Source organism: Trabulsiella odontotermitis (assembly GCF_001188485.1).
Classification (GTDB): Bacteria; Pseudomonadota; Gammaproteobacteria; order Enterobacterales; family Enterobacteriaceae; genus Trabulsiella; species Trabulsiella odontotermitis_A.
On record NZ_JNGH01000101.1, the window covers coordinates 60120 to 80592 of the forward strand.

Consider the following 20473-nt stretch of genomic DNA (forward strand, 5'->3'; position numbering starts at 1 on the left):
GCTATGTATCACCTTCGTGTACCGCAAACAGAAGAAGAATTAGAAAGCTACTACCAGTTCCGCTGGGAAATGCTGCGTAAGCCGCTGCATCAGCCGAAAGGCTCAGAACGCGACGCCTGGGATGCGATGGCGCATCACCAGATGGTGGTTGATGAAGACGGAAATCTGGTCGCTGTCGGGCGCGTTTACATCAATGCCGATAACGAAGCGTCTATCCGCTTTATGGCTGTACACCCTTCTGTACAGGATAAAGGCCTGGGCACGTTGATGGCGATGACGCTGGAATCGGTTGCCCGCCAGGAAGGCGTCAAGCGCGTGACCTGTAGCGCGAGGGAAGATGCCGTCGAGTTTTTCGCCAAGCTCGGTTTTGTGAACCAGGGCGAAATCACCACGCCGCAAACCACGCCGGTTCGCCACTTTTTGATGATCAAACCCGTCGCCACGCTGGACGACATTCTCCATCGCGGCGACTGGTGCGGGCAGCTACAGCAGGCGTGGTATCAACACATCCCGCTCAGCGAAAAGATGGGCGTGCGCATTCAGCAGTACACCGGGCAGAAATTTATCACCACCATGCCGGAAACCGGTAATCAGAATCCGCACCACACGCTGTTTGCCGGCAGTCTGTTTTCCCTCGCCACGCTGACGGGCTGGGGGCTTATCTGGCTGATGCTGCGCGAACGCCACCTTGGCGGGACGATCATCCTGGCCGATGCGCATATTCGTTACAGCCAGCCGATTAGCGGCCGCCCGATGTCGATTGCCGATCTCGGTTCGCTCAGCGGCGATCTCGATCGCCTGGCGCGTGGACGTAAAGCACGCGTGCAGCTGCAAGTGGAAATGTACGGTGACGACAAACTCGGCGCTGTTTTTGAAGGGATTTACATCGTGCTGCCCGCCAAACCCTTTGGGCCGCTGGAAGAGGGCGGTAACGAGGAAGAGTGATCCACAGAATTCTGGAAAGCGCCTCGCAGAAGTGAACTTTCTCGCGCAGAATGCTTCCTTTCACATTTTTCACTCCGTATCTTGTCTGAAAATTAAACACAGATGATATACTGGAGTGATATATGAGCATGGTTGCGGGAAGGGATATGGGCAGAATTCTTCTTGATCTCTCTGATGATGTTATTAAGCGTCTCGACGATCTGAAGCAGCAACGCAAACTGCCGCGGGCAGAATTACTTCGGGAAGCGGTGGAACAATATCTTGAAAGGCAAAACCGAACCGCGCTGAGCGATGCGCTGGGGCTATGGGGTGATGGCGCTGTTGATGGCCTGGAGTATGAGAGAAAGCTGCGTGAGGAATGGTAATCATGTCCGGGCCAGCACTCTTTGATACTAACATTTTGATTGATTTGTTCAGCGGTCGTCAGGCGGCAATAGCCGCACTGGAGGCGTATCCCTCACAACGTGCGATTAGCCTGATCACGTGGATTGAGGTAATGGTGGGTGTGCCAAAATATGGCGATGAGGCCAGAACCAAAGCGGTGCTGGAATTGTTTGAGATTATTGATATCAACCGCGATATTGCCGCCAACAGTATTGAACTACGCCGCGCTTACGGGATGCGATTGCCTGATGCGCTGATCCTTGCCACTGCACAGGTGTACAAGCGCAGTCTGGTCACCCGTAATACGAAAGATTTTGCCGGTATCCCCGGCGTTGTGACCCCTTATCTGCTTTAACCGGGCAACGATGCGCTGCCCGGCAAAGTCAGTGGCGGTTATTCCCCTTCGCCCGGGAACAGGAACGGGTTGATGGAGCTGCGGGCAAAGCCTTCCTGCTCCATACGCGCGTCCAGCACCAGCGAGGCGAGATCGTCCGCAACCGCTTCGACATTCGGGTCTTTTTCCTGATACAGGATCTTCAGGTACGTCCCGCAGTCACCGCAGCTTTCCGCTTTCACCGCCGCTTGCTCGTTATCCAGCGACCAGTAATGCAGCTCGCGGCTCTGTTCGCAATTGCTGCATTTCACGCGTACCACGTGCCATTCGGTTTCACACAGGTTGCAGTGAAGATAGCGCAGTCCCTGCGTGGTGCCGATTTGCACCATGCTGGAAACCGGCATCGAACCGCAGACCGGGCAATACTGGCGTGCTTCGCCATACTCTGCGCGCGCTTTACCGGGGATCAGGCTGGCCATCTGCGCCCAGTAGAGCGACAGCGCGGCCCAGATAAACGGGGCTTTGTCGCTGCTCACGGCGGCAAAGTCAGAAGCAAACAGCGCGCTCGCCATCTGCTCCAGCTCCTGCTCAGACGCTTTTTCCAGGTTTTCAATCACTGCCAGCGCCTGACCGCTCATCTCCGGCTTCAGCTCGGCAATCATCGAGTGCAGCAGCGTGTGCCAGTGTTTATCGCGCGGCAGAACATGGATATCCAGCGGCGGCTTGCCCTGGGCCGCGGCTTCTTTGATCCGCGCGGTTAAATCCATTTGCAGCGGGTGATCGTAAAGCACCACTTCCTGGGCGTGGGCGATGAGCGCCGCAAAGCGCAGGAAATCACCCAACGGGTTATTTTCCGCCAGCTCGCGCAGACGCTCCGCACGGCGGTTATACAGATTTTTCAGTCTGGGGAATAATAAAGGCGGAATTGCTTCCGCGGTGCGTTTCTCGCTCTTCTCCAGCTCATCTTGCGGGATGATGCGAATGCTCATTCAGTCACTTCCTGGTTTCGGCGAATTCGCGAAATCCGCCTGGTGATATGGCAAGCCAGGGAACGTAGGCCTGGCCAGGTGAATGTCATAATGATAACCGCAATCGGTCGGCAGGAGATACCCAATGCATCTCAATGCGTGCTCACGATACCTGATAACGGTATCCCAGACCATGCACCGTTCGGATTAGCTGCGGGTGATTAGCATCCACTTCAATGACTTTGCGTAACCGGGAAATATGTTGATCCAGCGTGCGACTGTTTGGTAAATAATCGTATCCCCAGGCGGCGTCAAACAGCATGTCGCGCGTTACCACCTGATTCTTATGCCGTTGCAGGCAGCTCAAAATGTTGACTTCCCGCAGCGTCAGCTCCAGTTTTTGCTCGCCGCGCCAGGCGCAAAGCTCGTTGGGGTAGACCGTTAAATCACCAAACGGAAAGCTGATGTTGGGTTGCGTGGCGTTATGGCTCAGGCAACGGCGGGCGATGGTTTTGATCCGCGCCCGCAGTTCGTGAATGCCAAACGGTTTGCTGATGTAATCATCGGCGCCCAGTTCCAGCCCGACAACGCGGTCGATCTCTTCATCTTTGGCAGAAAGAAACACAATCGGGATATGTTCGTTGTGACGGCGGATCTCCCGGCACACCGAGTAACCGTCCATTTCCGGCATCATGATGTCCAGCAGAACAAAGTCCGGCTTGTCGCGATGATAGCATTCCAGCGCCACCCGACCGTCCGGGGCGGCAACCATCGTATAACCTTCACGCGATAGCGCATCCACCAGCCCCTGGCGAATATGGGCGTCATCTTCCGCAATCAGTATCTTCATCTTCTCATCCTTGCGGCAGGGTCAGGGTAAAACGAACGCCGGGGTTTTCCGCAGTAACACGGATCTCCCCCTGCAGGCGCTGCGCCAGCTGCGAGGCGATGGTCAGCCCGATACCGGTACCCGACACGCCTTCGGTAATCGACGATTTCACCCGGTAGAACGGGCGAAAAATCATTTTCATCTCTTTTTCCGCAATGCCCGGGCCGTAATCGCGAACGGCAATCTCAATGTTGCCGGGCAGCGCCTGTACGATGATGTCGACGCGTTGCCCCTGTACGGCGTACTTTTCTGCATTACTCAAGAAATTGCTAACAATTTGCGTAATCGCGTCGCGATCGGTGTGTAACGTGATACCTGGCGGGCAGGTTACCGCGATCGCCATCCCCTTCGCCTGAAATGCCGGGGTAAAGATATGGGCGATCTCCGCAATCAGGCGCGGGATGTCCACCGTCTGCAGATGCGTTTTGGGCGCACGGGTAAAGGTCAGGATGTTCTGGATAAGCCGTGACAACCGCTGCCCTTCCTGGGTAATGACGTCCAGATAACGTTGCTCGTGCGTTTGCTCATCGTCCAGCCCCTCGCGCAACAATTCGGCGTAGAGCGTAATGTTGGTAAGCGGCGTTTTCAGTTCGTGCGATACCTGGCTGACAAAATCCACCTGCTGGCGCGCCTGGCGGGCGGCGCGGGGATATTCCCGCCCCAGGGGANCTGCCCCACAGCCAGACGTGATAAAGCGGCGCCTTTACGCCGTAAACGCTGATTTGCCAGGTTGTGAGCGGGTATTCCAGCGTGCGGGAATCCAGTTCGGTTAACGATTGCCACTGAGCCGCATGGTTCTGATAAAGCTGGCGCCCGTTCTCGGTTACCCGCACTACCGGGTCGTTTTCTGCGGCGCTTGCCTGAACGCTGTTGGCGATATCCATCATCAACTGCACATAGGAAAGGCGAAAACCGATGATGACGTTGTTTTTCTGCCGCCAGTAAATCAGGAGCGGCTGCTGGGTTTCATTGGTGATAAACCACCCGGCCTGTGGCGTTTCCTGCTCGGCATGGGGGATATGGCTGGTCAACTGGCTGGGATCGTTCACCAGCGGCGTGAGCTGGCGCACCCAGTCCCGTTCATCAATACTCAGTGGCTGGCGTTCATCGGGGTAGAGGAGCTGGTTTTTCCGCAGGGTAAACACGGCGTTGATGTCGCTGTCCTGATCGGTAAGTGCCTGAAGGGCAGAGGCATCGTCAGGGTCGATAAAATCGCTGATGGCATGCAGACGCGAGGCTTTTTGTTGCAGGATGCTTTCAATACCTGCCGCGACGCGGGCGGTTTCGGCTTCGGCCAGGGTCTGCGTCTGGTAGTGGCGCAGCAGCACTTCATGTTCCAGCGTACGGATGCCCAGATAAGCAAGCAGGATAAAAAACATCACGGTGGCGATGAGATAGATCAGCTTGCTTCTGAGCATCCAGGCACTCCTTGTGGATCAGTTCGCTTTCGACGACTGGTTTTTGGTCTTGTAATTCTGTTCTTTCAGCGATTTACGAGACACTTCTTTGCTTTCGGTTTCCAGTTTTTCCAGCACCTGGAGATTTTCCTGCGCGCTGGCCTGCGCTTTCATTTTCGCGGCTGGCGCGCTGACCGGCAGGGAATTCAGCGCATCGGAGCTCTCACGCAGCACCGCTTTCGCCTCTTCCATTTTACCTTCGTCGATCAGTTCTAACGCGCGCTCGTTCTCAATCGCTGATTTCTGAATCGCTGAATCCACGACGACGTCTTCCACCTGCTCTTTTTGAACTTCACTGGCTGAGGCGGTATAGCGCATCGCCAGTTTTTCGTCCCAGCGGTCTTTCTGTTTTGTGGCCAGGTTGTCATAGCTGACGTTCACGTCGGCCAGCGGCTTGCGTTGCGCGGCACTACCTTTTGCCGGCAACACTTCCAGCATGACGTATTTTTCCTGATTCGCGTACAGCTGGTTTAGCTTCACGGTTACCGTATCGCCGCGGATCTCGCCTTCGCGGCCCAGCAGGCGCAGCGGTTTAACGTTATCGGCTACTTTAATTTCGACGACCACATCCTGCGCGACGACGGACATCACATCGCCAAACTCATGGGCGAAGGCCTTTTCCAGATCGCTCGTGTTCTGCACGAAAACGTGGTTGCCGTCGCTGTACTGCGCAATCGCCGCCATCAGATCTTCATTGTAACCATCGCCAATGCCCATCGTCGTGATGGCAATCCCTTTGCGGGCGGCGATTTTACCCAGTTCTGCCAGTTCACCGGTTGATGACGGCCCGACGTTCGCCTGGCCGTCTGAAAGCAGAATAATGCGGTTCACCTGCTCTTTTTTCAGGTACTGGCTGGCTTCTTTAATACCGCGACTGACGCCTGCGAACAGGGCGGTACCGCCGCGTGCGGTCACCCGTTCGCGGATTTGGCTAATCAGCGTCTGTTTATTGCCGACGTTGGCGGGCGGTACGATGACGTCCACCACATCGTCATAAATGACTACCGACAGCGTATCCTGGCTGCTGAGGGTATTCACCGCCATCACGGCGGCTTCTTTGGCTTGTTCGATACGATCGCCACCCATTGAGCCGGAACGGTCAATAACCAGCGCAAGGTTGATAGGGCTGCGTTTGCTGACGTTAAGCGGGAACCCGACCAGCGACACTTTCAGGTAGTTTTTGTCCTGCGTGTTTTCCAGCACCACCGGGGAGGCCAGTTCCGATTTGATCGCCACTTTCTGAGCGGATTCCTGCGCGTTTGCGCCCGTCGTCATGACCAGCAAACCCAGCGCCAGGGAGGTGAAGAGATGTTTGAGATTCACGATACGTCTCCTTGTCAAAAGAATCGAATCCATTCTCATGCGGTCAGAAACCCGGTTGGTCTGTTATCTGTATAAAGTTGTCAAAAAATTGTCAAAACAACGCGATTCAGAAAAGAAAATGGCGCCGGACACAATACTGTCTCCGGCGCCACGCCATGCACTTTTACCGGTGCAGATTACGGGATGGTTTTATCCTGCTTTTCACGCACTTCGCGGTACCAGCGGGGGTGATGTTTCCTTGCCCACGCTTTGGTTACCCAGCCTTCAACCATCGCTGTAATGGTGCCTTTCACCCACAGAGCGGCGTAGATATGCACCATAATAACCACAATCAGCGCCACGGCCGCAAATGAATGCAGCATTAAGCCAAATCGGATCACAGGAATGGAGAACGCTGGCGCAAAGTACGGACGCCAGATAATCACACCGCTCACCAGCAGCAGCACCAGCAAGAGAATCGCCGCCCAGAACACGCATTTCTGACCGAAGTTATACCGCCCGGTATCGCCAACCTCGTCGTTGACCACCACTTTGCGAATATTCTTCGCCCAGAAGATGTCGTCACGATTGATCAGGTTGTGGTGCCAGTAACGGAAGAACATGATGATGAATGAAGCAAACATCACCACGCCAACGAACGGGTGCAGAATACGCGCCAGCTGCGGCGTCCCGAGGATATGCATCAGCCAGTTGAAGGACGGGAAGAAAAAGCCCAGCCCGCTCACCGCCGCCAGCACGAAGCAGAAGGCGGTGATCCAGTGGTTGATACGCTCCGGCGCCGTGTAGCGCACGATGGTGTCACGTTTTTTCATTTGCGCACCTCGTCTTTCTCTTCGTGGAGGTTATCGTCTTCCTCTTCCGCGCGGTTCGGACCGACACCGACGTAGTGGAAGATGCTGGCGGCGAAGGTGGCCGCAAAGCCAATAGCAGCCAGCGGTTTCCAGACCCCTTTCCAGAACTTCACGGTTTCGCTGATGGCCGGGTTTTCCGGCAGACCGTGGTACAGATTCGGCTTGTCGGCATGATGGAGGACGTACATCACGTGCGTACCGCCAACACCCGCCGGATCGTACAGACCCGCGTTGTCATAACCACGGGTTTTCAGTTCGCTCACGCGCTCGCCGGCAAGCGTCGTCATCGCCTCTTTCGAGCCAAAGTGGATCGCGCCGGTCGGGCAGGTTTTCACGCAGGCCGGTTCCTGGCCCACCACCACACGGTCAACGCACAGCGTACATTTATAGACGCGGTTGTCTTCCGGGTTCAGGCGTGGCACGTCGAACGGACAGCCCGCGATGCAGTAGCCGCAGCCAATGCACTGTTCGGACTGAAAATCGACGATACCGTTCGCGTACTGAATGATTGCGCCTTCCGCCGGGCAGGCTTTCAGACAGCCGGGATCGGCGCAGTGCATACAGCCATCCTTACGGATGAGCCATTCCAGTTTGTCGTTCTGCTCTACTTCCGAGAAGCGCATTACCGTCCAGGATTTGGCGGTCAAATCGGCGGGGTTATCGTACACCCCGACGTTGTGTCCCACTTCATCACGCAGGTCGTTCCATTCCGAACAGGCCACCTGACAGGCTTTACAGCCGATACAGGTCGTGACGTCGATAAGCTTCGCCACTTCCTGCTGGTGATCCCGCGCCTGTGGCGCGGGGGTGAAACCGTTAGTCGCGGAACGACGAATAATGTCTTGCGATTGATAAGCCATAAGTCGTCTCCGTTACACCTTTTCCACATTCACCAGGAAGGCTTTGAACTCCGGCGTCTGCGTGTTCGCATCACCGACGAATGGTGTTAACGTATTGGCAATAAAGCCTTTTTTCGCCACACCTTCATAGCCCCAGTGGATCGGAATGCCGATAGTATCGATGTCTTTACCATCCGCCTTCAGCGTGCGAATACGCTTGGTCACCACCGCCTTGGCCTTGATATAGCCACGGTTGGAGGAGACTTTCACGGTATCGCCCTGCACAATGCCAAGCTTATTGGCGAGTTTCTCACCAATTTCCACAAACTGCTCCGGCTGCGCGATGGCGTTCAGCAACGCGTGCTTGGTCCAGTAGTGGAAATGCTCGGTCAGACGGTAGGTTGTACCGACGTACGGGAATTTATCTGCTTTGCCCAGCGCTTCCATATCATCTTTAAAGATACGGGCGGCCGGGTTAGAGATAACTTTCGGATGCAGCGGGTTGGTACCCAGCGGCGTCTCAAACGGCTCGTAGTGTTCCGGGAATGGCCCTTCCGCCATTTTGTCGACAGCGAACAGGCGACCCATCCCTTCCGGCTGCATGATGAACGGCCCGACATCGCTGCCCGGTGCCGCCGTGCTGTAGTCCGGAATATCCACGCCGCCCCATTTCGCGCCGTCCCATTTCAGCAACTGACGTTTCGGATCCCACGGGTTGCCTTGCGGGTCAGCGGACGCACGGTTGTAGAGAATGCGGCGGTTAAGCGGCCATGCCCACGCCCAGCCGAGCGTATTGCCAAGCCCTGACGGGTCTGCGTTATCGCGGTTGGCCATCTGGTTGCCGTTCGGCGTCCAGCTACCGGCGAAGATCCAGCAACCGCTGGAGGTGGTGCCATCATCGCGCAATTGGGCAAACGAGCTGATCTGCTGGCCTTTCTTCACGATCACTGCACCGGTGGCCGGGTCGGTGATATCGGCCAGCGCTTTACCGTTGCTCTCCATCGCCACTTCTTCAGACGACGGTTCGTCAGGCGTGGAGTAGTTCCAGGTCATGTTGAGCACCGGCTCAGGCACCGGACCGCCCTCGGTGGCATACATCTTACGCAGGCGCAGGAAGATACCGGCGAGGATTTCGCCGTCAGTTTTGGCGATCCCCGGGGCGTCCGCGCCTTTCCAGTGCCACTGCAGCCAGCGGCCGGAGTTAACGATGGAACCGTTCTCTTCGGCAAAGCAGGTGGACGGCAGACGGAACACTTCGGTCTGGATTTTCGACGGATCGACATCGTTCGACTCGCCGTGGTTCTGCCAGAACGTGGACGTTTCGGTATTCAGCGGGTCAATCGTTACCAGGAATTTCAGCTTCGACAGCGCGGCAACCACCTTGTTCTTGTTCGGGAACGAGGCCACCGGGTTAAAGCCCTGGCAGAGATAGCCGTTGACCTGGCCTTTATACATCATGTCGAAATACTGCAGGACGTCGTAGCCTTTATCCCACTTCGGCAACCAGTCAAAGCCCCAGTTGTTTTCGGCGGTCGCTTTATCACCGTAGAACGCCTTCATCATTGAGACGAAGAATTTCGGGTAATTGCCCCAGTAGTTCACCTGGCCTTCCAGCAGCGGTTTCGGCGTGTTGGCGGTGAGGTACGTTTGCAGGTCAGCCTGTTTTTCGCTTGGCAGCGTCATGTAGCCCGGCAGGCTCTGCGACAGCAGGCCAAGATCGGTCAGACCCTGAATGTTGGAGTGGCCACGCAGGGCGTTCACGCCGCCGCCTGCCATCCCCATGTTGCCCAGCAACAGCTGAACCATCGCCATCGTACGGATGTTCTGCGCACCGATAGAGTGCTGCGTCCAGCCGAGTGCATAGAGGAACGACGCGGTTTTGTCTTTCGCGCTGGTTTCTGCGATGTATTCGCAGACTTTCAGGAAATCCGCTTTTGGCGTACCGCAGATGGTTTCAACCATTTCTGGCGTATAACGGGAAACGTGCTCTTTCAGTAAATTCCAGACGCAACGCGGATGGGTTAAGGTCAGGTCGCGTTTCGCGTGACCGTTCTCATCCATCTCGTAGTTCCAGCTGGTTTTATCGTACTTACGTTTATCCGCGTCATAGCCGGTGAACAGGCCGTCTTCAAAGCCATAGTCTTCACGCACAATCAGGCTGGCGTTGGTATAGGCTTCAACGTATTCACGGTTAATTTTGTTATTGGTGATCAGGTACAGCAACACGCCTGACAGGAAGGCAATGTCAGTACCGGAACGGATCGGCGTATAGAAATCGGCCACGGATGCCGTACGCGTGAAACGCGGATCGATCACAATCAGCTTGGCGCCGTTGTGGATCTTCGCTTCCATCGCCCAGCGGAACCCTACCGGGTGCGCTTCAGCGGCATTACCGCCCATTACCACGATCAGGTTGGCATTCTTCATGTCGACCCAGTGGTTGGTCATCGCACCGCGACCAAATGTTGGAGCAAGACTTGCTACCGTTGGTCCGTGTCAGACACGCGCCTGGTTGTCGACCGCGAGCATACCGAGCGCGCGGGTAAATTTCTGGGTTAAATAACCGGTTTCGTTGCTGGAGGCGGACGCACACAGCATGCCGGTGGAGAGCCAGCGGTTTACCGTCGTGCCTTCCGCGTTTTGCGCGATAAAGTTGGCATCACGGTCCGCTTTCATCAGTTTAGCGATACGATCGAAAGCGTCTTCCCAACTGATTTGCTGCCATTTATCAGAACCCGGAGCACGATATTCCGGATACTTCAAACGACTTTCGGAGTGGATAAAATCTACCAGCCCGGCACCTTTCGGGCAGAGCGCACCACGACTTACCGGATGATCCGGGTCCCCTTCAATATGGAAGATGGATGCTTTGGCGTTTTTCGCTCCGTCACCGAGACTGTACATTAACAGCCCACAGCCAACGGAACAGTATGTACAGGTATTACGGGTTTCGCGGGTGCGCAACAGCTTGTACTGCCGCGTTTCCGCCAGCGCTACGCTGGGTGCAAAACCCAGCGCCGCCGCCGTGGTGCCTGCCATACCGCCAGCGCAGATCTTAAAGAACTGCCTTCTGCTGACCTGCATGGTTTGCTCCTTATTTCTTTTCGACATTGTCACGTGTAGTTATTAGCCTTTGCGGATAACGCCACAAAGGTTCAGAATTGGAGGTTAATTCCCTCATCCATGGAGGGAATTGCACCAGAATACCACATTGTCGGTATACCTGTTCCAATACGGTTAATACAAAGTGAACAAGATCTATCCAAAACAAGTCAATAGTGTGACGGGTATCACGGGGATGCGCCAAATTGCCCTCTGGAAGCGGCAGGATTTGCAACATCCTCAGCCTGACGAGTTAGCTGAAGAGGTTCCGGTTGCGCTGGTCTACAACGGCATCTCCCATGTCGTGATGATGGCTTCTCCGAAGGATCTGGCGCTTTTTGCTATCGGTTTTTCATTATCCGAAGGGATTATCGAAAATCGACGCGAGATTTACGGGATGGATGTGGTGCAGGCCTGCAATGGTTTAGAGGTGCAGATTGAGCTCTCCAGCCGTCGTTTTATGGGGCTGAAAGCGCATCGTCGCGCGCTGGCAGGGCGCACCGGTTGCGGTGTCTGCGGCGTTGAGCAACTGAACGAGGTCGGCAAACCGATTTCACCGTTGCCATTCACCCAGACATTCGATCTCAACCATCTCGATCGGGCGCTTGAGCATCTGAATGACGTGCAACCGATCGGCAGGCTCACCGGCTGTACGCACGCCGCCGCCTGGGTGACGCCGTCGGGCGAGCTGGCGGGCGGTCATGAAGATGTCGGGCGGCACGTGGCGCTGGATAAACTGTTGGGGCGCAGGGCGATGGAAGACGGTCGCTGGTCGCAGGGCGCCGCGCTGGTATCCAGCCGCGCCAGTTATGAAATGGTGCAGAAGTCGGCAATGTGTGGCGTGGAGATTTTGTTTGCGGTTTCTGCGGCGACCACGCTGGCGGTTGAGGTGGCCGAGCGCTGCAATCTGACGCTGGTGGGCTTCTGCAAGCCCGGTCGGGCAACGATTTATACCCACCCGGAACGGCTGATCGCAGGGTGAATGTTAATCAATTTTTTTGAAAGATGAGAGCAAAACCTTCCGCTTTTCGTTGATGAACTCTGGCGCTATTATTTATCACATCAAGGCACGGCGCCTTATCTCATTAACGAAATTGAAGGATTTATATCATGAAAAGCATCAAAACTTTTGTCGCAGTTATCGCTCTCGCTACCACTTTCGGTTCTTTCGCTGCTCAGAACGTCACCGCAACCAGCACCACGCTGGATGGCGCTGAAGCGAAAATCGCTGCACAGGCTCAGGCGGCTGGCGCATCGTCTTACACCATCACCGAAGCTTTCAGCGGCAACCGTGTTCACATGACGGCTGAACTGAACAAATAAGAACTGTGTCATTGTCGAAAGAGCGCCTCCGGGCGCTTTTTTCGTTTATCCGCGCAGCAACGCCAGAAAATCCTCATAACCACTCAGGCCTGAAATCGTCGTCGGCGGATAACGGTACAGGACACTTGCCAGATAACTGAAAATCTTCAGTTCCTGCCGCGCGCTCGCCGAGGCGCAGGCAATCAGCACATGACTCACCGGTTCATTATTCACCGATACCGACTGAGCGAGCGTAATAAAGTAGCCACGAAAATGCGTTTGTCGTTCACTCCAGCAGTGCGGAATGGCGAGCTGATTAACGATCAGGTTTTCACCTTCCCGTTCGCGCTGTTCAATACGCCACGCTTCATCCACCGTCAGGTGACCGTCGTTTGTCAGCCGTTTACAGATGTTCGCCATCACGCTTTGCCACGCTTCATCACGGGCGTTGGCATAATGAAAGCTGCCCTGCGACAGAAAAAAACGCTCTGGCCGCTGACGAATAAACGCCGAGGCCAGCAGGTCTTTGATCTGGCCGATTGTGGCGGGCGTAATAATATTTTTGACGATCAACACTTCGCCGGGCGCGTCGTCAAGAAAGTGATGACTGTTGTTCACGATTAGCGCCGGTTCCACGTCCGCGCAAAGGTCGCGCAGTTCCGCAGGTGTGCGGGCAATCATCACCCGGCAGTTCATCACGTCACGCTCGATGGCCTGTTTGTTGATCGTCGCAATCGCGTTTTGATCCGCTAGCAAAATTACCGGATAGCGATCCTGCTGATGACGTTCCAGCGCACAGGCGAAATACAACCCGACCAGATCGCTGTCAAACACCGGAATATCCTGCTGCTCGCGCAGCTTGTTAATGAACTGGATACCTAAATCGAAAGCCGCCGGCCACGCCGCTTTCAGGTTGTTCATGCTGCCCTGACGGTTTTCCGGCAGCCAGACCGGCGACGCGCTGCAGCGAACGATATGCCCGGTCAAATCCTCAATGAGCTGGGGATCAATAACGTGCAGCGGGGTCAGCTCCGGCAAGCTGCGCAACAGTCCGGCAATATACTGCGTGGTGATGGTTTCCGCGCGCTGCTGGTGGCTGTCCAGAAAATGTACCGCCGCGCTGAAGGCGTCCGCGCCCAGCCATAGCCCGACGCTATCGGTGATGCGCTGCAGCGTCTCGTTCTGGAAATGCGCCAGATCCGGCGAGAGCCGGTTGCGTAATGCATACACCGCCAGAATAATGCTCGCCAGATAATCGGCAGGAATGGCTGGCCAGTCGCGCGCGTGGGTGCAGGCTTCCTGGAGCCGGGCAAGCGAATCCGGATCAATACCGGGAAGCGGAAAAAGCAGCGGGTCTTTTTTCAGCAGATTTGCCAGCAAAACGAGGCTTTTCTCTTCCGGCTCATCAATAAAATGACCCGCACCAGGGCGGCTCTGAATACTGAAGGCTTTTTCATAGCGCGCTTTCAGGCGCACCAGCCGTTCAGCAACCCAGGTTTCTGGCAGATTCAGCGTGTTCGCCAACTGAGTCCGCGTGACGAAGGCGTTGAGCAACAGCATCGCCAGTAACCGGTCATCATTATCATGCCGCTGTAAAAGTTCGAAATAGCTGCGCCTGTCGAAAATTTCCAGCTGATAACCGACGCTGGCGACGGCCATAACTCGCGCTTTTCCGCTGAGGGTAAAGTTCAGGTAATCAATATCGCGCAGGATCGTTCGCCCGGAAACGCCGGTGAGCTGCGCCAGCACGTTGAGAGAACAGGGCTGGTGTTCGAGTCTGGCAAGCAGCGTCAGCTGGCGTTCATTGAGCATAATTCTCCTTAGCGAAAGTCGCTCAGTACGCGAGCGCTGTTCCTGTCCAGCGACTGTAATAGCTCGCGGAGAACAGACAGCGTTGCCGTGTAATCCTGCACCGAAATCATGCTGCTGTTGGCGTGCAGATAGCGGGTCGGCAGGCACAGCGCAATCACCGGGCGACCACCGCCCATCACATTGTAGCGGCCGCCGTCGGTGGCGCCGGTTTTCATGGTGCAGAACTGGATGGGTGCTTCCGCCCGCGCCGCGCTGGTTTTCAGTGCTGCCAGCAGTTTCTGATTAGGAAAATAACGCTTATCGAATAGCATGATCGCCGGTCCCTCGCCAAGTTTGAGTGGGTACTTAATGGCATCAATGCCGGGAACATCGCCCGCTACGGCGGTATCCAGAACAATAACGATGTCCGGTTTGATGAGCTCTGCGGAGGTCTGCGCGCCGCGCAAACCCACCTCTTCTTCCACACTACCTACGCCGTAAAGCGTAATCTCTGGATTATCAACCGTTTGCAGCAGTTCGGTCATCAACGCACAGCCAACGCGATTATCCAGCGCCTTACCTGTTATTTTATCGGCCGCCCAGCGGGCAAAATTAGCTTCCGGGCTGACAAAATCGCCAAACGCGATGCCTGCGTTAACGACCTCTTCGCGACTGTTCGCGCCAATATCGATAAACATCTCATCAAAATTCAGCGGCTGCTGCTTCTGTTTTTCGCTCAGCGCATGGGGAGCCACAGAACCGATGATCCCAGGGATTTTTTTGCCGCTGCGGGTGCGGATCGTCACCCGGTGGTTGAGCATCGACTGATTCCACCAGCTCCCGATAGTCTCAAAACGGATAAAACCTGCCTCGCTGATGTGGGTGACCATAAAACCGACTTCATCCATATGGCCGACGAGGGCGACTTTCGGCCCGCGCGACCCTTTGCGGGCGACAATACTGCCAAGCCCGTCAAAGGTGATTTCATCAGCAAGCGGTTCGAGCGTCCGGAGCAGGATCTCTCTGACTTCCTGCTCGTCGCCGCTCACCGCACAGGCGTTACACAGCTTTTCCAGCAACTCACTGTTCATGAATCAGCTCCGGTCTGGCGGCTTTACGCTTCATCCACAATCCTTTCAGAATGATAATCAGGGCAATATTCATGACCAGGCCGATACCTAACACCAGATAAAACGACCCGGCGGGTGACATCAGCCCAATCAGCGGATCGAAAATACCAAGGCCCGGTGCCAGACGTTTGATGCCAAAGGCGATCACCAGCATACCGGTAATGCCGCCGCTCAACGTGTTGGCGGTAATCATCGGCAACGGCGCCGCCAGGGCATACGGAATGGCAGGCTCGGTCGCCACCGTCGCGCCCACTACAATCGCGCTACTGGCCGCGGCTTTTTCCTGCTGGGTAAATAGCTTAGGCGTAATGTAGGTGGCGATCCCGGCGGCCATTGGTGGCATCAGCGTGACTACACCCACAATGGCGTACCAGTCGTAGATATGCTTTTCCAGCAGCGAAAAACAGAAGAACCAGGCGGTTTTGTTGATCGGGCCGCCCATATCGAACGCCAGCATCGCGCCGACTAAAAACGCCGCCCCAAGCTTCATGGAAGGCGGAATGGTATTCAGGAAATGCAATAAACCACCCATGACATCGGACATCAACGGGCCGATGACGTAATACGTCAATACACCGAAGATAAACAGCGTCACGAAGGGAATGAGCATCGAACCCAGCAGCGGCTGCAGCGCTTTTCCGAGTTTGATTTTGCGAAACCACAGCACAAAGTAACCGATGGCCAGCCCCAGCACGACGGCGCCAAGGAAACCTGCGCCGGACTGCGTGCCCAGCAACCCTTTATCGTTAGCCAGATAGCAGACCAGAAAAGCAGGCGCGAACGCGGGCTTATCGGCAATCGACAGGGCAATGTAAGCGCCCATAATCGGGATCATAAAGGTAAAGCCGAGATAACCGATCGACTCAACAATCCAGGTAAACGACGGCGCGCCTTTTGCCATATCGGTATACGGCAGGCCGAGTTGTACCAGCATATTGGCGATGGCCACCAGAATACCGCCCCCGATCACGAACGGCAGGGCGGCGGAAACGCCCGCCATCAGGTGGCTCATCACGCTGCCCTGCTGCACTTCCTGCTGACCGAGCTTCACGCCGCTATCGGCAGCGAAACGATGCGAATGCGTCGGCAACTGCGTGAAAATCTGGTCGATATTTTTCAGCGCCTGAGAAATGGCGATTTCATACACCTGTTTCCCGGCGAAACGAGCGCGATCGTCAGCGCTGAGCCCGCGGCCGGTGGCTAAAATGACATAATCGGCGTCGGCAATATCCTGCGCGGTGAGGCGGTTTTCCACCCCGCTCGACCCCTGGGTTTCCACCTTAATGGTGTGGCCCAGCGCGCGCGCTTTCTGTTCCAGCGCTTCGGCGACCATATAAGTGTGCGCGATACCCGCAGGGCAATTGGTTATCGCCACCAGACGTAATGTGGGTTCCATAGACCGCTCCTTATTCGCTAATCGTTTGATTTAACAGAGCAACTATCTGGCTGACGTCGCCATTTTTGAGTTTCTCAATGAATTCCGCATGAATGATTTTTCGACACAGGGCACCAATCAGCTGAACCTGGTTTTCTTCACCTTCCTGCGGCACGCCGAGGCAGATCCAGCAGGTGACCGGTTCTTCATCACTGGCTTTCCAGTCCACGCCGTGGGACTGACGGGCAAACAAAACAAAGGGGTGTTGTACGCAATCGCTTTTGCCGTGAGGCACTGCTACGCCGGAACCGAAGCCGGTGGAGTGTAATTTTTCACGCAACAGGAGCGTTTGCAGGAAGCGATTTCTGTCATTGACGAAGCCATTCTTTTCGGCCATATCGGCCAGCTGTTTGAGGATCGACCAGGCCGTGTTGCCGCGAATATTAAGGTCAATGCAGGAAGGGGTCAGTACAGCCATTGGTATCACTCCGTCTAAGATAATCTTTTAGATTGTAGCGGGGCGATGGTCAGGAAATGAGCGGGAATATGTCAGAGCCCGGTGACAAGACGCCGCCTATCTGACGGCGTTTTTTGTGTTCTGAAACACACTTTGGCTTTCGGTTAACGGGGAAGGATAACGTGTAATAATATGTCCGATATATATAATTACATCATCAATATTAAAAATTTATTTAATTAAAAGATGTCTGTAAAATTCTTTTTGCACACTATTATTCATAATTGTTTGCAATGCTATTCATTGGGTTTATATCAATAAAAAGCGCTGTTATCTCGCTCACGTTATTGCAATATCCTGCTTTTCATCTTTTTTATTATCCTCATATTATTTCCACGCCTGCGGTGCAATGTCTCTGCACCTGACAATTAAAACAATAATTTATTCATCGCCATTATGTTTTACCTTGCAGCGGAAAAATCATTCTGCTATCCACTCTATTACCTCGAGGAAAGTGGGTAATGAATAAATCACTACTGGCAGTGGCTGGGGGGTTTTTANTGCAGCAGTTGAAAGCCGGGCAGGTGGCGCAGAATCAGGTGGCGACGCGTAGCGAAACACCGCCTGAAGAAACGGCGAAAAACAGCGCAGCGCCGACGTTAACATTATCCGGTTATGGTGATCTGAAAGTCTATGGCGACGTGGAATTTAATATGGATGCCGAAAGCCGGGCGGGGTCACTTATTTCTAATTCCGATAACAGTAATGAACGCTGGGATTTAAATGGTCGTATCCTGTTAGGGTTTGATGGCATAAGAAAACTCGATAATGGTTATTTCGCCGGTTTTTCAGCGCAGCCGCTGGCGGATATGACAGGCTCGATGAACCTTGATGACGCTGTTTTCTTTTTTGGACAGGAAAAAGACTGGCAAATTAAAGTCGGTCGTTTCGAAGCCTATGACATGTTCCCGCTCAATCAGGATACCTTTGTTGAACATTCCGGGAATACCGCTAACGATCTGTATGACGATGGCAGCGGTTATATCTACATGATGAAAGAAGGGCGCGGGCGTTCCGATGCAGGCGGCAATTTCCTGATGAGTAAACAGATGGGTAACTGGTATGTCGAACTCAATACCCTGCTCGAGGATGGCACCTCGCTGTATCAGGATGGCGCTTACCACGGTCGTGATATGGAACAACAGAAAAACGTGGCGTATCTGCGCCCGGTGATCGCCTGGTCACAGGGCGCTTTCTCCGTGGCCGCGGCGATGGAGTCCAACGTGGTCAGCAACGCCTACGGATACACCGACAGTCAGGGCAATTTTGTCGATCAGTCCGACCGCACCGGTTACGGCATGACCATGACCTGGAATGGTCTGCAGAACGACCCGGACAATGGCGTAGTGGTGAATCTAAATACCGCTTATATGGATGGCAGTGATGAAAAAGACTTCACGGCGGCGGTTAACGCGCTGTGGAAACGTGTCGAGCTGGGCTACATCTACGCGCATAACAAAGTGGAAGACGTGGGCGATATTCCGCGTGACGACAATGTCTGGTTTGATGACGTCGGCACCTATGACATTCATACCATCCATGCGTCTTACCAAATCCCGAACGTAATGGATATGGAGAACTTTAATATCTACCTGGGAGCGTACTGGTCGAAACTGCACAGCGATAATGCCAGCAGCAGCGATGACAACCGCTACGGCGGACGGGTACGGTTTAAATATTATTTCTGATGATCACGTGTGGCTGCTTAATGGGCAGCCACACGCTTGTGCTAANNCAGGAAATCAGGGTATCGCCGCAACGCTGCCGGTGGTGGTGGTCGCGGAGCATTTCAACGCCAGCGAAGAAAAACTGGCGCGCGCGCTGATGCTGTCGCACCTCTGCGCCATCTATATTCATTTTCAGCTACCGAAACTGTCTGCGCTGTGCGCCGTCACCACGGCTTCAATGGGCGCGGCGGCTGGCATGGCCTGGCTGGTGGACGGGCGTTATGAAACCCTGGCGATGGCGATCAGCAGCATGATTGGCGATCTCAGCGGCATGATTTGCGACGGCGCGTCAAACAGCTGTGCCATGAAAGTCTCAACCAGCGCGTCCAGCGCCTGGAAAGCGGTGCTGATGGCGCTCGACGATACCGCCGTAACGGGCAATGAGGGGATTGTGGCGCATGACGTCGAACAGTCTATCGCCAATCTGTGCGCACTGGCGCGTCAGGCGATGCAGCAGACCGACCTGCAGATTATCGAGATAATGGCGAAGAAAGCGTCGTAAGGTGCAGGCCTGAACTGACCACTCAGGCCATTTTCCGGAATCGTACTCTCTCTCCGTGATACCCATCACATTCTCCCTTTCTTTCCTGTGTAAACATCCATGCCTTGCATAAATTATTGATTTTATTCACTAAATTAATAAATCATCATCCCGCGTTGATTCCGTGAATGCTTCAGGCGGGTTTGTATCACGCAGGCGCAATTTTACAGCAGAAGGATCTGATCATGACAGGAAAACCCGCCGCCCGGCAGGGCGATATGACGGCTGTCGGGGGACCGATAGTGCAGGGCTCCTTCGTGATATCCCTCACATTCACCACGCTTTTGCTGTGCAAACATCCTCTTCTTTTTATAATTAATTGATTTTATTCATAAAATGAATAAATCATTCAAATGCATTGCTGTAACACATGAATCATTAAGCAACAGAAGGAACTGACCATGACAGGAAAACCCGCCGCCCGGCAGGGCGATATGACGGCTGTCGGGGGACCGATAGTGCAGGGCTCTGCCGGCGTATTTATTGGCGCACCCACCGGTGTCGCCTGTTCAGTCTGTCCCGGCGGAATGACGTCAGGCCATCCTGTTAACCCCCTGCTCGGTGCCAAGGTACTGCCCGGCGAGACGGATATCGCCCTGCCGGGGCCGCTGCCGTTTGTCCTGTCCCGCAGTTACAGCAGCTATCAGACAGCGGGCATGTTCGGTCCCGGCTGGAAGGTGGCGGGAGACATTCATCTGCAGATACGCGATACGGAACTGATACTGAACGATAACAGCGGGCGCAGTATTCACTTTGACCCGCTGCTGCCGGGCGAGATTGCCTTCAGCCGCAGCGAGTCGTTCTGGCGTGACGGGGACGGTGAATTTGCCGGGCATATCAGCGCCGTCACCGATGGCGCAGGGCGACGTTTTCGTCTGGTGCTGCAGCGGCTGACTGACGTGGTGCAGACCCGCTATGGCGCGGATGACGGCGTTCGCCTGACGGCAGTATGGCCGGGGGACGACCCGGCCGCTCGTGCGTTATGACTACAGTGCACG

At 55.0% G+C, this 20473-nt stretch carries 19 protein-coding genes and 1 pseudogene; 9 read left to right on the forward strand and 11 right to left on the reverse strand.

Translation table 11 applies throughout. The annotated features are described in order from the left end of the window. Positions 1–3: 3 nt before the first annotated feature. The 3 genes from fabY to GM30_RS15135 all read left to right on the forward strand — a co-directional run bounded on the left by fabY (position 4) and on the right by GM30_RS15135 (position 1684). Complete coding sequence (gene fabY / locus GM30_RS15125; RefSeq protein ID WP_049849284.1) at positions 4–945, forward strand: fatty acid biosynthesis protein FabY; 942 nt, start codon at positions 4–6, stop codon at positions 943–945. 122 nt (positions 946–1067) lie between these two features. Then, positions 1068–1310, forward strand: a complete 243-nt coding sequence (locus GM30_RS15130) for a ribbon-helix-helix domain-containing protein (RefSeq protein WP_049849285.1) — start codon at positions 1068–1070, stop codon at positions 1308–1310. Further along, positions 1310–1684, forward strand: coding sequence for a type II toxin-antitoxin system VapC family toxin (locus GM30_RS15135; RefSeq protein ID WP_049849451.1), 375 nt, complete (start codon positions 1310–1312; stop codon positions 1682–1684). The genes GM30_RS15130 and GM30_RS15135 overlap by 1 nt, the downstream gene beginning before the upstream one ends. A gap of 38 nt (positions 1685–1722) precedes the next feature. On the opposite strand, the gene fdhE is transcribed toward GM30_RS15135, so the two are convergent. From fdhE to fdnG, 7 genes are all read right to left on the reverse strand, one after another. Then, positions 1723–2652 (reverse strand): formate dehydrogenase accessory protein FdhE, encoded by a 930-nt coding sequence (gene fdhE, locus GM30_RS15140; RefSeq protein ID WP_049849286.1) that lies wholly within the window; start codon positions 2650–2652, stop codon positions 1723–1725. A 142-nt stretch (positions 2653–2794) separates the two neighbouring features. Beyond that, positions 2795–3481 carry a response regulator transcription factor gene (locus GM30_RS15145; RefSeq protein ID WP_049849287.1) on the reverse strand — a complete coding sequence of 229 codons (687 nt, stop codon included), beginning with the start codon at positions 3479–3481 and terminating at the stop codon, positions 2795–2797. Positions 3482–3485: 4 nt separating this feature from the next. Then, positions 3486–4139, reverse strand: coding sequence for a sensor histidine kinase (locus GM30_RS27335; RefSeq protein WP_238582656.1), 654 nt, complete (start codon positions 4137–4139; stop codon positions 3486–3488). 817 nt (positions 4140–4956) lie between these two features. Next, on the reverse strand, positions 4957–6300 hold the full coding sequence (locus tag GM30_RS15155) for a vWA domain-containing protein (protein WP_080993446.1): 1344 nt from the start codon (positions 6298–6300) through the stop codon (positions 4957–4959). 176 nt (positions 6301–6476) lie between these two features. Beyond that, positions 6477–7112: a formate dehydrogenase cytochrome b556 subunit gene (fdoI, locus tag GM30_RS15160; RefSeq protein ID WP_049849289.1), complete on the reverse strand. Its 636-nt coding sequence runs from the start codon at positions 7110–7112 to the stop codon at positions 6477–6479. Continuing rightward, positions 7109–8011, reverse strand: a complete 903-nt coding sequence (gene fdxH, locus GM30_RS15165; RefSeq protein WP_049849290.1) for a formate dehydrogenase subunit beta — start codon at positions 8009–8011, stop codon at positions 7109–7111. The genes fdoI and fdxH overlap by 4 nt, the downstream gene beginning before the upstream one ends. 12 nt (positions 8012–8023) lie before the next feature. Beyond that, positions 8024–11074: a formate dehydrogenase-N subunit alpha gene (gene fdnG / locus GM30_RS15170; RefSeq protein WP_124965839.1), complete on the reverse strand. Its 3051-nt coding sequence runs from the start codon at positions 11072–11074 to the stop codon at positions 8024–8026. A 214-nt stretch (positions 11075–11288) separates the two neighbouring features. Between fdnG and fdhD the strand changes: the two genes are divergently transcribed. Beyond that, positions 11289–12074, forward strand: coding sequence for a formate dehydrogenase accessory sulfurtransferase FdhD (gene fdhD, locus GM30_RS15180; RefSeq protein WP_420340986.1), 786 nt, complete (start codon positions 11289–11291; stop codon positions 12072–12074). Between the two features lie 128 nt (positions 12075–12202). Then, positions 12203–12415, forward strand: a complete 213-nt coding sequence (locus GM30_RS15185; protein ID WP_049849294.1) for a YdgH/BhsA/McbA-like domain containing protein — start codon at positions 12203–12205, stop codon at positions 12413–12415. A 45-nt stretch (positions 12416–12460) separates the two neighbouring features. Here the strand turns inward: GM30_RS15185 and GM30_RS15190 are convergent, their stop codons facing one another. Genes GM30_RS15190 through GM30_RS15205 form a run of 4 tightly spaced genes read right to left on the reverse strand, consistent with a single transcriptional unit; the run spans position 12461 to position 17168 of the window. Next, on the reverse strand, positions 12461–14206 hold the full coding sequence (locus GM30_RS15190; protein ID WP_049849295.1) for a putative frv operon regulatory protein: 1746 nt from the start codon (positions 14204–14206) through the stop codon (positions 12461–12463). Positions 14207–14214: 8 nt separating this feature from the next. Then, complete coding sequence (locus GM30_RS15195) at positions 14215–15276, reverse strand: aminopeptidase (protein WP_049849296.1); 1062 nt, start codon at positions 15274–15276, stop codon at positions 14215–14217. Next, the gene (locus GM30_RS15200) at positions 15266–16711 is read right to left on the reverse strand and encodes a PTS fructose-like transporter subunit IIBC (RefSeq protein WP_049849297.1); all 1446 of its coding nucleotides are present in this window, start codon (positions 16709–16711) and stop codon (positions 15266–15268) included. The genes GM30_RS15195 and GM30_RS15200 overlap by 11 nt, the downstream gene beginning before the upstream one ends. A 10-nt stretch (positions 16712–16721) precedes the next feature. After that, positions 16722–17168: a PTS fructose transporter subunit IIA gene (locus GM30_RS15205; protein WP_049849298.1), complete on the reverse strand. Its 447-nt coding sequence runs from the start codon at positions 17166–17168 to the stop codon at positions 16722–16724. Between the two features lie 500 nt (positions 17169–17668). Here GM30_RS15205 and GM30_RS15210 point away from each other — a divergent pair, with 500 nt between their 5' ends. The 4 genes and pseudogenes from GM30_RS15210 (at position 17669) to GM30_RS28245 (ending at position 20461) form a co-directional block, all read left to right on the forward strand. After that, the gene (locus GM30_RS15210) at positions 17669–18895 is read left to right on the forward strand and encodes a carbohydrate porin (RefSeq protein WP_049849299.1); all 1227 of its coding nucleotides are present in this window, start codon (positions 17669–17671) and stop codon (positions 18893–18895) included. Next, a complete protein-coding gene (locus tag GM30_RS15215) occupies positions 18849–19436 on the forward strand; it encodes an L-serine ammonia-lyase, iron-sulfur-dependent, subunit alpha (RefSeq protein WP_238582657.1) in 588 nt (195 codons plus the stop codon). Before GM30_RS15210 ends, GM30_RS15215 begins: the two co-directional genes overlap by 47 nt. 224 nt (positions 19437–19660) lie before the next feature. Then, positions 19661–19768 (forward strand): annotated as a pseudogene (locus tag GM30_RS28240) (hypothetical protein); the annotation flags it as partial. Between the two features lie 108 nt (positions 19769–19876). Continuing rightward, the gene (locus GM30_RS28245; RefSeq protein WP_476691103.1) at positions 19877–20461 is read left to right on the forward strand and encodes a DUF6531 domain-containing protein; all 585 of its coding nucleotides are present in this window, start codon (positions 19877–19879) and stop codon (positions 20459–20461) included. The last annotated feature ends 12 nt before the right edge of the window (positions 20462–20473 follow it).